The organism is Dyadobacter koreensis, from assembly GCF_900108855.1.
Lineage (GTDB): Bacteria > Bacteroidota > Bacteroidia > Cytophagales > Spirosomataceae > Dyadobacter > Dyadobacter koreensis.
On the sequence record NZ_FNXY01000008.1, the window covers coordinates 370342 to 384691 of the forward strand.

The window sequence follows — 14350 nt, forward strand, 5'->3', positions numbered from 1 at the left end:
ATCACATAAAAAGAGCCGGTAATGTTCCCGCATTACCGACTCCACAAATCCCCCAAGGTTGTCGCCAGTGTACCTCCAAAAATGGAGGCGGGGATCGTTTTGCCAAATTTTCAAGCTTAACAAAACAATCAAATCTATGAAAAAACCAGTACAATACCAGCAGGTATTACTTTGGACTATGCGAATAACGGCTACACAACTCCTTTTTGCTCTGATGTTTATTGGCTACGGCCACGCCCACGAAAGCTATGGACAGTCACTGCTGAGCCAGAAAATTTCTATAAATGCGAATGGGAGCGAAGTGAAAAAAGTTTTGAACCAGCTGGAAAAACAAGTGGACGTCCGGTTTGTTTTCAGTTCAAAACTAATCCAGTCCGGTAGAAAAGTTAATGTTTCAGTACAAAATAAACCTCTCTATGAAGTTCTGGATGACATCCTGACGCCGCTAGGACTGCAATATGAAATTTCGGGAAAAATCATTATTCTGAAAAGGCTGGAAAGCATACCGGAAGTTCTTCCCCCAGGAAAAAACGATGGCCCGAAAAAAAACCTTTCAGGCAAAGTGCTGGACGAGACTGGCGCAGGTTTACCAGGTGTGAGTGTGGTAGTAAAAGGGACACAAACAGGAACTACTACCAATACAGACGGAGAGTTTAAACTTGATATTCCTGACAATGCGGCTCCGATCCTTATATTCAGTTTTGTGGGATATACTACGCAGGAGGTGCCGGTAGGCAATCAAAATATGCTGACTATCAATATGGCTCCGGAAGATAAGTCTTTACAGGAAGTTGTCGTTGTTGGTTATGGTCAGGTTCGGAAAACGGATCTGACAGGGTCTGTGACAACGATTGCGGTAGATGAAATAAAAAAAGTAGCAGTCACCTCCATGGATCAAGCGTTGCAGGGACGCGCGGCAGGTGTACAAATCACGCAAAATTCAGGAGCACCCGGTGGGGCAACGACTATCCGTATACGCGGAGGAAATTCGATTCAGGGAGATAATGAACCACTTTATGTAATTGATGGAATTCCTTTTAAAAATGAATCGTCAAACAGTGGGTCAAGTTTCAATGTTCTGAGTACGCTCAATCCGAGTGATATTGAGTCGATGGCTATTTTGAAAGATGCTTCTTCGACGGCGATTTACGGTTCGAGAGGAGCGAATGGAGTTGTCATTATCACAACAAAACGAGGTAAATCTGGAAAATCAACTATCAATCTTGACGCTTATTATGGCGTTCAGCAAGTGCGCCGGAAATATCCGGTCATGAATGCCCGTGAATATGCAGCATTTGTGAATGATGCAAATACGAATGAAGGCAGAAATCCGGTATACACACCCCAGCAGGTAGAGGCTTTCGGGGAAGGAACAGACTGGCAGGACGAGATATTCCGTTCAGCCCCGATGTACAATTACCAGCTTTCCATGAGTGGCGGTGATGAAAAAACACAGTACGCGATCTCAGGAGGGTATTTCAAACAAAAAGGAATTGTTACTAACTCGGATTTTGATCGTTATTCTTTTCGTGTAAACCTGGACAGAAAACTGACGAACAAGATAAAAGTTGGCAATAGCCTAACGGTGAACAGAACACTATCAAATCAATCGAGAAGTGATGGGTCTTTGGGAAGTGCGGGTTTGGTTACCATAGCTGCATTGCAGTTCCCATCTATTTTGCCTGTGTACAATCCTGATGGGACCTATCTGATGAATAATCCGGCACTGAATTTTACTGCGGATAATCCTGTGGCACTGGCTAAGGAAAACAAAAATAAAAATACTGCCTACCGCATTTTCGGTAATGTTTTTGGCGAGTATCAGATCATCGACGGGTTATCGCTTAAAGTGGTTTTGGGAATCGACGGAATCATTCAGAAACAAGATAGTTATCTGCCCAGAAGCGTTTCCAGCGGTTTATCACAGGGTGGTGTTGGGAGTATTAACAACAATCAGTCGATTACTTGGCTGAATGAGAATTTGCTAACTTATACCAAGACATTCAACAAAATTCACAATCTGACAGCACTGGTGGGCTATACTCAACAGGTAAACCGTACCGAAAACAACTATGCAGCTTCGCGAAACTTCGTTAACGATAATCTTGGAACAGGAAACTTAGGCGCAGGATCCGTTGCGTTGGTTCCTTCTTCGGGGATAGGAACCTGGGGGCTCGAATCGTATCTGGGGCGTATTAATTATGGTCTGAATGATAAATACCTTCTGACTGCCTCATTCAGGGCCGATGGCTCCTCTCGTTTTGGAGCGAATAAACGTTACGGTTTTTTCCCTTCGATGGCTTTGGCATGGAGAGCTTCAGAGGAAAATTTCATTAAGCATGTTAAATCCATCAGCGATCTCAAAATTCGGGCAACGGTCGGTCGGACAGGTAATCAGGATGGGATCGGAAATTATCCGGCATACTCATTGCTTTCGACACAAAATTATGTTTTGGGTAATGTAGTATCTACCGGAATCGGGCCAAATCAAATCGCAAACCCTGATTTGTCCTGGGAAACTACTACACAATCTGACGTGGGAGTAGATCTGGGCTTGTTTGGTAATCGCGTTACAGTAACAGCTGACGCCTATTTAAAAAGAACAAAAGATTTGTTATTGAACGTCACTATTCCAAGCTCTTCGGGTTTCTCCAATGCGATCAAAAACCTTGGGAAGGTTGAAAATAAGGGGATTGAGCTAAGTATTTCTTCTCATAACATCGACGGCGCTTTCAAATGGAATACTGATTTCAACTATGCTATAAATCGAAATAAAGTGCTTGACATCGGCGGTGCTCCGCAGATTTTTGCCGGAGATGTTGCCAATATCGCTCAAAATGTCAGCTCGGGGATCATTCGTGTAGGAGAGCCTCTCGGATCGTTTTATGGTTATGTAACAGATGGTTTATACCAGTCTGCTGATGAACTCGCGGCACTTACGGATGCAAGCGCAAGAAAACCAGGGGATCGCCGCTACAAGGATTTGAACGGAGACAAGAAAATTGATGATAACGATCGCACCATTATTGGACGAGCGCAGCCGAAATTTATCGGTGGTATCAGTAATACGTTCTCTTACAAAGGCCTGGATCTTACCGTTTTCTTTCAAGGTGTTTACGGTAATAAGATATTGAATGCCAATCGTTTTGAGCTGGAATATCTTAACGGAACTACAAATCAGGATCGTGATATGCTAAACCGCTGGACGCCGACTAATACCAATACAGATATCCCTCGTGCCTCGACAACACGTCCCGCTAACCGCATATCAACACGCCAGATTGAAGACGGATCTTATCTTCGCCTGAAAAACATTCAACTCGCCTATAATCTGCCTTCGTCGGTGACAAAATCCCTTCATGTTCAGGGAATTCGCTTTTATGTGACGGCGCAGAACTATGTGACCTGGACAAAATATTCAGGGTATGACCCGGAAGTTAACCGGTTCGGCCAGGACAGCCGCAGCCAGGGTTTTGATTACGCAAGTTATCCGGCGGCGAAAACCTTGATTTTTGGTTTGAATGTAAGTTTTTAGTCAAATAATTGATAATTCTAACGATTCGTTCAGCGCCATATGGCCTTTAACATGTCGTGATAAAATATTCAGATGATGAAAAAGATAATACCTTTCCTTCTGGTTTTGTTTTGGGCAAGTTCCTGCGACGTGCTCGATCAGGTGCCACAATCCAATTTTACACCGGATAATTTTTATAAAAATGTCGACGACGCACTGGCTGCGGTCAATTCGGTTTACGACCCAATGAATTCTCCTGATATGTATAATCAGGTCATGTGGATTATTCAGGATCAGGCGACGGATGATTCGGAATGGGGCGGTGGGCGCTCTACCGCGAATCAGGCAAAAAATGACTTGGATAAATACACATTTACCCCAGCTACAAGCACGTTTCAATCTGCGTGGTCTAATGCTTTTAAGGCGATCAACCGCGCCAATACTGTTTTGGAGCGTGTCCCGGCCGTTCAGATGGATGCAGCGTTGCAGGCCAGGTTGCTGGCAGAAACCAAGTTTATGCGTGGGTTTTATTATTTCACGCTTGTCCGGTTGTTTGGCGGAGTACCTCTGATTTTAAAAGAAACCACTTCCCTAAATGATTTGCAGGCACCAAGAGCGTCAGCAGAGGAAGTATATGCGCAGGTAATTAAGGATTTCACCGAAGCAGAAGCCATCTTGCCTGCGAGTTATACCGGAGCTGACAGAGGCCGGGCAACCAAAGGTGCAGCAACAGCATTTCTGGCGAAAGTTTATTTGACAAGACAGGAATGGGCGAAAGCAGCTCAGAAAGCGAAAGAAGTGATCGATTCGGGTGTTTATGATTTGTGGGCAAATTATTCCGAAGCCTTTTTGATAGCAAATAAAAATGGGAAAGAAGCGGTTTTTGAAATGCAGGCCTTAGGTGGTGGTTTTGGGGAAGGCAGCTGGATGCAGGGATATATGCGCCCGAACTTTGACAGAGTTAATAATATTTCCGGATTCGGGGATGATCCTGTAACAAAAAATCTTTACGACACGTACTCGGCAGCTGATAAGCGAAGAAATGTGAATATTAAACTTTATTCGTCTACCACCACGCCAGCAGCTCCTGCAAGTGTTGATTTTCCAGGTTATGTGTACAAATATCTTGATGCTTCGGCAACTGCTAATGGAGAAGGGAGCAATAACTTCCCGATTATCCGCTATGCCGATGTATTGTTGATGTATGCCGAAGCGCTGAACGAGCAGGCGGCTGGAAATGCAGAAGCTTTTAAGGCTGTGAACAGAATCAGGACTCGGGCCGGTTTACCGGAATTAGCAGCTTCATTAAGTCAGGCAGACTTCCGGGAGGCAGTCTTGCTAGAAAGACGACTCGAACTGGCTTTTGAAGGGCATCGCTGGTATGACCTGGTACGAACAAAACGATTGGTGAGTGCAATGAAAGCACAAAACCCAACTATTGTGGTGTCGGAAAAGAATTATTTACTGCCAATTCCTCAAACGGAACGTGATGTAAATCCCAATCTTACACAAAATCCTGAGTTCTGATAACGTTTGATTATTTAAAAATACAAGATGCAAAGGAGACAGTTTTTGCAAACCAGCTTAGCAGTCACTTCACTTGGCTTCCCGGAAAAAATCATTTCCGGGAAGCTGGTGGACGAAAAACCATTTATCATCAATGCCGGGATTGGAGGAAATAATACTACCGATTTGTTAGCGCGCATTGAAAAGGATTGTCTGAGCCATAAACCGGACTTTACGATCTTGATGATCGGTACTAATGACATGAACAGCAAAAAGTATATTACTCTTCCGGAGTATGAAAAAAACCTGAGAAAAATTATTGAAAGGATTTTGGATGCCAAAAGCCAGATTATGCTGATGACAATTCTTCCTGTTTATGAGCCACATTTATATACCCGTCATGAAAAAAGTTTTTATGGCGATGAAGGTCACAAAGGAAGAAAGGAGAAAGTAAATGAAACGATTAAAAAGGCAGCTGACGATTACAAACTTCATTTTCTGGATATGCACAGAATCTTTGATAAAGTGGGGAATATCAGCGAGGAAAGTAGCAGTCTGCTGCAAAATACTTTAAATAGTCAGAAAACAGATGGTGTGCATCCTACCCCTGATGGCTATCGGACGATGGCTGTGGCAATCTATGAAGCATTAATCCGGACCAATGTATCGTACAAACGGCTGGTATGCTTTGGAGATAGTATTACCAATGGAGGAGGTGGAGTCGAGGGGAAAAGCTATCCGGGATATTTAAAAAAGCTACTTGATTACTAAAATATAAAAAGGACTATTCCATCAACTTAATCGAAGTAAACATGATATTGAAAAAAGTGAAAAAGCGTATTTTTTTATTAGGCTTAATTGCCTTCGTTCTTCTGAATAACACATTTTCCAATGCACAAAACAAAAATTCTTTCAGTGCTGATGTCATCGTCTACGGCGGAACTTCGGCAGCTGTAACGGCGGCTGTCCAGGTATTAAAAGAGGGAAAAACGGTTCTGGTCGTTTCCCCGGATAAACATCTGGGTGGCCTTTCTTCCGGCGGTTTGGGGTTTACTGACACCGGAAATAAATCAGTGATTGGCGGACTGGCCCGTGAGTTTTACCATCGTGTGTATATGTATTATGATAAGCCGGAAACGTGGAAATGGCAAAAGAAAGATGAGTATGGAAACAAAGGCCAGGGGACGCCGGCGATGGATGGCGCGGACAGAACCATGTGGATTTTCGAACCGCATATTGCAGAGCAGATTTTCGAGGATTTTGTTAAGGAAAACAAGGTGAAAATTTACAGAGACGAATGGCTGGACCGGGAAAAAGGTGTAGTAAAAAAAGATGGTAAAATCGTTTCGGTTAAAACACTTTCAGGGAAAATATTTACAGGGAAAATATTCATTGATGCAACCTATGAAGGGGATTTAATGGCATCAGCAGGTGTCAAATACCATGTCGGGCGGGAAGCAAACAGTGTTTACAATGAAGAGTGGAACGGAATTCAGGCCGGGGTGTTCCAGCATGGGCATTATTTCAAGAAAGATGTAAGCCCATATAAGGTCGAAGGCGATCCAAAAAGTGGTTTGTTGCCGTATGTAAGCGATGAGAAAATCGGGAAAAATGGCGATGGAGATCATAAAATACAGGCATATTGTTTTCGTATGTGTCTGTCGGCAAATCCTGACAACCGTGTAGCTTTTGAAAAACCGGCTGGTTATGACCCGTCGAAATATGAATTGTTGGCGAGAGTTTACAAAGCTGGCTGGACAGAAACATTCGACAAATACGATCCCATTCCGAACAAGAAAACAGATACGAACAATCATGGGCCTTTCAGCACAGATTATATCGGAATGAATTATGACTATCCGGAAGCGACTTACGAGCGAAGAAAAGAGATCATCAAAGATCACGAACTGTATCAAAAAGGCTTGATGTATTATCTTTCCAATGACGCCAATGTGCCGGAAGACGTGCGGTCAGAAATGAAAAAATGGGGTTTGCCAAAAGATGAATTCAAAGATAATGGTGGCTGGCCGCATCAGATTTATGTTCGTGAAGCGCGTCGGATGATAGGACAAAGCGTGATGACTGAAAATGAAACATTAGGAAAAAAGGCCGTTTCAGAATCGGTTGGGATGGGTTCTTATTCTTTGGATGCGCACAATGCACAGCGCTATGTAAAAGCTGATGGTTTTGTGCAGAATGAAGGTGATATAGGTGTTCACCCGAAAACTCCTTACAGCATTTCTTATTCTTCTATTATTCCTAAAAAAGAAGACTGCCAAAATCTGTTGGTTCCAGTATGTCTGTCAAGCTCGCATATCGCCTATGGTTCAATCCGGATGGAGCCGGTTTTCATGATTCTCGGACAAAGCGCGGCGTCGGCGGCAGTGCAGGCGATCAATAGAAAAGTAAGTGTTCAGGAAGTAAGTTATGACAAATTAAAAGAGCAATTACTGAAAGACAAACAGCGACTGGAATTGTAGAAATTACGAAGAGTGTCATTCGTTCGGCCGCTGCGTGATAAAAAGTAATGCTTATTTATCAAAACCTGATTCTAACTTTACTTTTGTATTAATTTTAGTCTATATAGCCGGATAATAGTCCGGCTATTTTATATAATATTGCAAATAATCCTGAAAATCCTTAAAAAACAGAATGGATACCCTGGTTACACCTCGTTCAAATTTTTCACACCTTTTCAGCGCACCGGTCATTGTCGCAGCACTTGGATACTTTGTCGACATTTATGATTTACTTCTTTTCGGGATTGTTCGTTTACCAAGTCTTGCGTCGTTAGGACTTTCGGAAGCTGAAATTTCTTCGACCGGAGCAAGTATACTGAACTGGCAGATGGCCGGATTATTATTGGGGGGAATTTTATGGGGAATTTTAGGAGATAAAAAAGGAAGGCTATCGGTGCTTTTCGGCTCTATCATCACTTATTCGCTGGCAAATATTGCCTGTGGCTTTGTCCAGGATCCGGCAACCTACAAAATTCTACGGTTTATTGCAGGGGTAGGTCTGGCAGGAGAACTTGGCGCAGGAATTACATTGGTGTCAGAAATTTTACCAAAACACTTACGCGCCATAGGGACTTCACTGGTAGCAGGGATTGGATTGCTTGGTGCCATTGTCGGTTATTTCACAGTAGAGTTTTTTGATTGGAGAAATGCTTATTTTATTGGTGGAGGTCTGGGGATTTCCTTGCTTTTGCTTCGTATTGGAGTCTTTGAATCCGGTATTTTTGAAGGTGTAAAAAGCCAGAAACATGTTACAAAAGGCAACTTTTTTGCATTGTTCACCAATAAGGATAGATTTGTCCGGTATATGAAATGTATTGGAATCGGACTGCCAACCTGGTTTGTGATCGGTATTTTGGCAACCTTCAGTAATGAATTTGGAAAAGCGCTCGGGATCGAAGAACCAATCAGACCGGGACTTTCAATTATGTGGTGTTATGTAGGACTGTCGGCAGGAGATTTTTCAAGTGGGTTTTTAAGCCACTGGCTGGAGTCAAGGAAGAAGGCTGTATTTTTTATGATGGCTTTTACGTTAATATGCAGCGGAATTTATTTGTATACCGGAATCAAAACAGCCACAGGATTATACACTGTTGCAACCTTACTCGGATTCGGAATTGGATACTGGGCTATGTTCGTAACGATAGGAGCAGAACAATTTGGTACGAATCTTCGTGCAACAGCCGCCACAACCGTTCCGAATATGGTTCGGGGAATGGTAATCGTTATGACAACATTATTTGCCAGCTTCAAAGACTCATTTTCAGTAATTGATTCCGGGGCATTGGTTGGATTGATCTGTTTCGTAATCGGATTTTACTCTATACTGACCATTCCTGAAACGCATGGACGGGATCTGGATTTTCTTGAAGAGTAGAAAGCTGATCAACAATAACTTATTAAAGAATATTAATCGTTGAAAAATAATAAAATGGAAAGACGGGTAGCGCTTAAAAACATGGCTGCGGCCATGGGAGCGATGGTAAGTTTGCCGACGTGGGCCTCGGGATGGAGCAGTTCTTCACTTGGGAAAGTTCAGTACGCCACGGTTGGACAAGCGGAGGTTTTGAAAGCTATTGTGGAATCAATTATTCCAAAAACGGATACACCGGGGGCTGGTGAGCTTGGAGTAGCAACTTTTGTGCAAAGAATGGTGACGGATTGTTATGATAAAAAAGCGCAGGAAACTTTTTCGAAAGGGATTGACGCAGTCGAGGCACAAAGCACCAGGAGTTTCTCGAAATCTTTTGCAGATGCCAGCAAAGAGCAGAAATTACAGATATTGAAAGAAATCGAAAAGAGTAACGATCCGGATCAGAAAGGATTTTTTGGAATGGTGAAAAATCTGACCATTCAAGGGTATATGTCGTCGGAATATGTCATGACAAATCTGACACATTTTGAATTTATACCGGCAAGATATCACGGCTGTGTTCCTGTTAAAAAAGGAATGAGTACTGATAATTAATAGGTCAGGCTTTGGCTTGAAAAGAAGAAATTGAAATACAAAATACCCAAAATGGCGAATTTTAATATTGATAGTGAGAAAGCCCGTACCTATGACGCCATTGTTATTGGCTCAGGAATTAGCGGAGGATGGTCAGCAAAAGAGTTGACCGAGAGAGGATTGAAAACTTTGGTTTTAGAACGCGGGCGTGATGTGCAGCATATTACGGATTATCCAACCACAAATATGCAGCCCTGGGAGTTTGATCATAGAGAAAGATTACCAAAGGCAATAACGGATGCTAATCCTATTGCAAGCAGATGTTATAATTTTAAAGAGTCGTCACAGCATTTTTTTGTAAAAGACAACGAGCATCCATACGTGCAGGAAAAGCCGTTTGACTGGCTTCGGGGTTATCAGGTGGGCGGTAAATCTTTGCTTTGGGCAAGACAAACACAGCGTTGGAGCCAGTTTGACTTCGACGGACCAGCTCGCGATAAATTCGCCGTTGAGTGGCCAATTGGCTATAAGGATATAGCACCGTGGTATAGCCATGTCGAAAAGTTCGCAGGTATTACCGGAAATAAAGATGGTATTGACACATTGCCTGATGGTGAATTTTTAAAGCCCCACGATCTTAACTGTGTGGAAAAATATTTTAAAGAATCAGTAGCCAAGCAATATAAGGACCGCCATATCATTATCGGTCGCGCCGCTCACCTTACCGATCCGCAACAAATTCACCTGGACCAGGGCCGTGCAAAATGTCAGCACCGTGTGATTTGTGAAAGAGGTTGTCCCTTTGGAGGATATTTCAGCAGTAATGCTTCGACAATTCCATGGGCGATGAAAACCGGAAATATGACACTTCGTCCGCATTCTGTCGTTCATTCGGTCATTTATGATGACAAAAAACAAAAGGTAACCGGCGTCAGGGTCATTGATGCCAATACGAAAGAAATGATGGAATTTTTTGCCAACATTATCTTTGTTAATGCGGCGGCATTAAATACCAATCTTATCCTGATGAATTCTATTTCTTCCCGTTTTCCGAACGGCTTAGGAAATGATAGTGGGGTACTTGGAAAATATGTCGCCTTCCATAATTACCGGGCATCCATATCGGGCGAGTACGAAGGATTTTTAGATTCTACAACGGATGGAAAACGGCCTAATAGCGGCTATATTCCTCGGTTTAGAAATGTTTACAAACAAGAAACAGATTTTTTACGCGGGTACGCAGCAGGTTTTGGAGCTAACCGTATGACCTATTCGGATCGCTCAGATATCGGAGAATCATTAAAGGCAAGCTTGCTTGATACAAAATATGGCAACTGGAGTGTAGGTTCGCACATGATGGGGGAAACGATCCCCAAAGAAAGTAATTATGTTGCCCTGGATAAGGAATTGAAGGATGCTTACGGAATGCCTCTTTTGAAAATCAATGTCGGCTATGATGACAATGATGAAAAGATGATCAAAGATTATATCGAACAGGTTTCGGAAATGTTTACAAATGCAGGATTTAAAAACATCCGTGCGCACGACGGACACCGTAATCCTGGAAACGATATTCACGAAATGGGAGGTGTTCGTATGGGTAAAGATCCAAAAACTTCGATCCTCAATAAATGGAACCAAATGCATGCCGCAAAGAATGTATTTGTGACAGACGGAGCTTCCATGACATCAACATCGACACAAAATCCATCACTGACATATATGGCATTTTCTGCTCGTTCGGTTGATTATGCAGTGAAACAGATGAAAGCCAAGAATTTGTAAAATATCACAGTACCGGAAATAGGAAGGAAGTTGGGTTTCAAAAACCTGACTTCCTTTTTTTAGGTTTACGGTTCAATCACACACATTAAGTTTAAATAAGTATTCTTCCAACAGGGCGATTTATCGACGCATTTACTGACTTAGGGCCGTTCGCTGCTGCGATTCAAGAGGCTGTTTGGCTCTGAGCCGAATAAAGATTTTTTGATTCATTTTTTAAATCAATAGATAGGCGAGGAAAGGTTAATCTTTGATTTAACCTACAACAAAACAGAGTATCCTGGGCATTTTCTGGATAGTAGAAAGTTCGTCTTTGATTTGTTAGGCTCAGGAACTAACGGCGAGCAATATTATCAAAATGCAGCGGGTTAAAGCAGCAGTATTTTAAAGACCGATGCCTTTATTATACCTCATCATTAATCAAAGAACAAGCAACGAAGGAGCTCCAAAATGAGATTGTCAGTTAAAACCCGTATATCTGATTGGCATTATGGATTTTGCTTCTGATAACTTAAATCCTGATATCTACGTCCATAGAGTTCAGCTCATGAATACAGATTCAAAAGAAATATTTTATGATAAACTGACTTATGTCTATGTCGAAGTTCCCAAATTCTTAAAGCTATAAGACGAGCTTACTCAATTTTACGAAAACCAATATTTAGCAAATTGTTTAATATTGCAGAAATGAGCAATTTAACCGTAAATGAAAAAATGGCTTATGAGACGAGTTTAAAGGGGAATTGGGAAATTACAGCACAATAACTTATGCCATCAGTAAGGGTAGGAAAGAGGGAGAGAAACATGGTAAACCAGCGGGTCAGAAAGAAATTGCTATGGCGATAAAAAAGAAAGGTATGTAAACGTCGCTCATTCAAGAATTAACCAGCTTGTCTATGGACGAAATTGACAAATTGTAATTTGATTTGAAATCAAAAAAAGGAGTTGAGTTTTAAACTCGGCTCCTTTTTTTGTTATTCTAAATTTTGGAAAGCCATTTTTCCTGTTTTATAAAAAGAAGCAAGATCACAATATCAACAGAAACTCCTGTGAGGGCCAGAATGGTCCCGAGGTTTTTGGTTGCAGCAGAATCAAGAATTAGATTTAATCCTGCCAAAATCAGTAATGCCCCAATTAGCAACACAATAATTTTATTTTTCAGTTTCATATCATATTCCGGTTAGATATTTTTTGAATTAGACTTTCAGAAAGCAAAAAGTCACGGCTAACAGAAACCTTTTTCCTCTCTCTAAACGAATTTTTCCTGTTTTAATATAAATTTTTCAAATTATTTTATAATCTGACTAAGGGAATAAGAGTGCAATAAAGTCTTTTAATTATTACATAAAGAAAAGACCCGATGCGCGATCCTTTGCTACATGAAGAACCCAAAACAGGAAGCCCTTTTCTGTCACCTTCGATGGAAGAAAAACCTTGCTCTCAGCAGGTTGATTCTGCATTGTTTTTGAAAACAACCTTTGAAGAAAATCCTTCAAAAGGGCTGGAACTTCTTTTTCGCAGGTTTTACAAACCTTTATGCAGTCATGCGGTTCGTTTTGTGTATTCAAAACAGATTGCAGAAGACCTCGTAAGCGAAGTTTTCTTCCAGTTTTACAGGACGAAGTCTTATCAGAATATTAATTCATCCTACACCAGTTATCTCTTCCGTGCAGTACGTAACGAGTGTTTTACCTATCTGCGCAGAGAATTCGGCAAAACCGATACGATAGAACTTACCACAGAAAATACGATTTCCGTCTATCAGCAGCAACCTGATGCAGAAATCCATTATAACCATCTTTTTTTGAAGGTGAATGAGGTGATTGGGGAACTTCCCATGCAGTGTCGCCGTGTATTTCTGATGAGTCGTTTTGAGAGCAAGAAGTATCATGAAATTGCCGATGAACTCAATATTTCACCCAAAACCGTAGAAGTACATATTTCAAAAGCATTAAAACATCTTCGGATCGCACTCAACGGCGAATGGATGATGCCTTGCCTTATTTTGGTTCTTAACACCTTCGATTTATAAGGAGATTTTAAACCTGTCTCCTGACTAAAAATTATAACAACATGGATGCACGTATATTGAAAAGTATACTTTTTGAGTATTTGTCGGGAAGGGCAAATCCACTTGAACGGAAACTTGCAGAAGATTGGATAAAAGACCCTGAAAACTCAGAGACTTTTAATCAATGGCTTTATGAATGGGAGATACGGTCTCCCCAGTTTAATCCTGATCAGGAGCAGGCAATGGCTCGGCTTATGGATAGAATTCATAAGGAAGGTGAACCAGATAACGACGAATCAGATCAGAAATCTTTTTCTGGAAATCCGTGGAACCTATTACAAATCAAGCGATTTGGGCTCATAGCAGCTTCGGTAATTTTATTGGTTTGCTGTGGCTGGTTTTCAAGAGAAACTATTCAGTACAAAACTTACGAAACTGGCTACGGCCAAACAACCAGACTTTATTTAGAAGACGGGAGCAGAGTTGCCCTCAACTCAAATTCCAGATTGAAGATCCCAAGATTTGGCTTCTACGGCGATGTCAGAACTGTGTTGCTGGATGGTGAAGCAGAATTTTCAATCAGTCATACAATAGATCATAAGCGATTCGTCGTGAAAACTTCTGACACTTTTCAGGTTGAAGTACTTGGTACTCAATTCTCTGTGTTTGCCCGGCCAAGGGGAACCAAAGTAGCACTGAACCATGGAAAGATACGTATCGATTATTCGCAGGGAGAAAATCAACAACACTTGTTAATGAAGCCAGGCGATTTGGCGACGCTCCAAAAAACAGGTGCTGTGCAGGTCGTCAGTAACGTTGATACAAAAAGTCTGAGTGCATGGAAAGAACAGCGTTTCGTATTCAATGCTACCTCAATATCTGAAATCCGCAGTTTAATAGAAGAGAATTTCGGTAAAAAAGTCAGGATAGCTAATGATCGTATTGCCCGTCGGACAATAACCGGGAATTTTAAAACGGAAAATGCAGAGGAACTACTTAAAACGGTTTCAGAGGTTTTGGATCTGGATATCGAAAATAAAGGTGATTCCATTTTAATAACAGATAACTAACTA

The 14350-nt window shown here is 41.7% G+C and carries 10 protein-coding genes and 1 pseudogene; 10 read left to right on the forward strand and 1 reads right to left on the reverse strand.

Translation table 11 applies throughout. The features are described from left to right. Nucleotides 1-136 precede the first annotated feature (136 nt). From BMY70_RS24935 to BMY70_RS31730, 8 genes and pseudogenes are all read left to right on the forward strand, one after another. Nucleotides 137-3535 (forward strand): TonB-dependent receptor, encoded by a 3399-nt coding sequence (locus BMY70_RS24935; RefSeq protein ID WP_177197132.1) that lies wholly within the window; start codon nucleotides 137-139, stop codon nucleotides 3533-3535. Between the two features lie 72 nt (nucleotides 3536-3607). Beyond that, nucleotides 3608-5041, forward strand: coding sequence for a RagB/SusD family nutrient uptake outer membrane protein (locus tag BMY70_RS24940; protein ID WP_310590661.1), 1434 nt, complete (start codon nucleotides 3608-3610; stop codon nucleotides 5039-5041). A 27-nt stretch (nucleotides 5042-5068) separates the two neighbouring features. After that, nucleotides 5069-5791, forward strand: a complete 723-nt coding sequence (locus BMY70_RS24945) for an SGNH/GDSL hydrolase family protein (protein ID WP_090339671.1) — start codon at nucleotides 5069-5071, stop codon at nucleotides 5789-5791. 41 nt (nucleotides 5792-5832) lie between these two features. Next, nucleotides 5833-7500 (forward strand): FAD-dependent oxidoreductase, encoded by a 1668-nt coding sequence (locus BMY70_RS24950; RefSeq protein WP_090339673.1) that lies wholly within the window; start codon nucleotides 5833-5835, stop codon nucleotides 7498-7500. Nucleotides 7501-7672: 172 nt separating this feature from the next. Continuing rightward, nucleotides 7673-8914: an MFS transporter gene (locus BMY70_RS24955; protein ID WP_090339676.1), complete on the forward strand. Its 1242-nt coding sequence runs from the start codon at nucleotides 7673-7675 to the stop codon at nucleotides 8912-8914. 54 nt (nucleotides 8915-8968) lie between these two features. Beyond that, a complete protein-coding gene (locus BMY70_RS24960; protein WP_229209769.1) occupies nucleotides 8969-9505 on the forward strand; it encodes a gluconate 2-dehydrogenase subunit 3 family protein in 537 nt (178 codons plus the stop codon). Nucleotides 9506-9556: 51 nt separating this feature from the next. After that, the gene (locus tag BMY70_RS24965; RefSeq protein WP_090339679.1) at nucleotides 9557-11269 is read left to right on the forward strand and encodes a GMC oxidoreductase; all 1713 of its coding nucleotides are present in this window, start codon (nucleotides 9557-9559) and stop codon (nucleotides 11267-11269) included. A 469-nt stretch (nucleotides 11270-11738) separates the two neighbouring features. Then, nucleotides 11739-11894, forward strand: a pseudogene (locus tag BMY70_RS31730) (PD-(D/E)XK nuclease family transposase); the annotation flags it as partial. A 351-nt stretch (nucleotides 11895-12245) separates the two neighbouring features. Here BMY70_RS31730 and BMY70_RS24975 read toward each other — a convergent pair. Continuing rightward, nucleotides 12246-12434 (reverse strand): hypothetical protein, encoded by a 189-nt coding sequence (locus BMY70_RS24975; protein ID WP_090339683.1) that lies wholly within the window; start codon nucleotides 12432-12434, stop codon nucleotides 12246-12248. 192 nt (nucleotides 12435-12626) lie between these two features. On the opposite strand from BMY70_RS24975, the gene BMY70_RS24980 reads away from it, so the two are divergent. Further along, nucleotides 12627-13298 (forward strand): RNA polymerase sigma-70 factor, encoded by a 672-nt coding sequence (locus tag BMY70_RS24980; protein WP_090339685.1) that lies wholly within the window; start codon nucleotides 12627-12629, stop codon nucleotides 13296-13298. Between the two features lie 41 nt (nucleotides 13299-13339). Further along, a complete protein-coding gene (locus BMY70_RS24985) occupies nucleotides 13340-14347 on the forward strand; it encodes a FecR family protein (RefSeq protein ID WP_090339688.1) in 1008 nt (335 codons plus the stop codon). The last annotated feature ends 3 nt before the right edge of the window (nucleotides 14348-14350 follow it).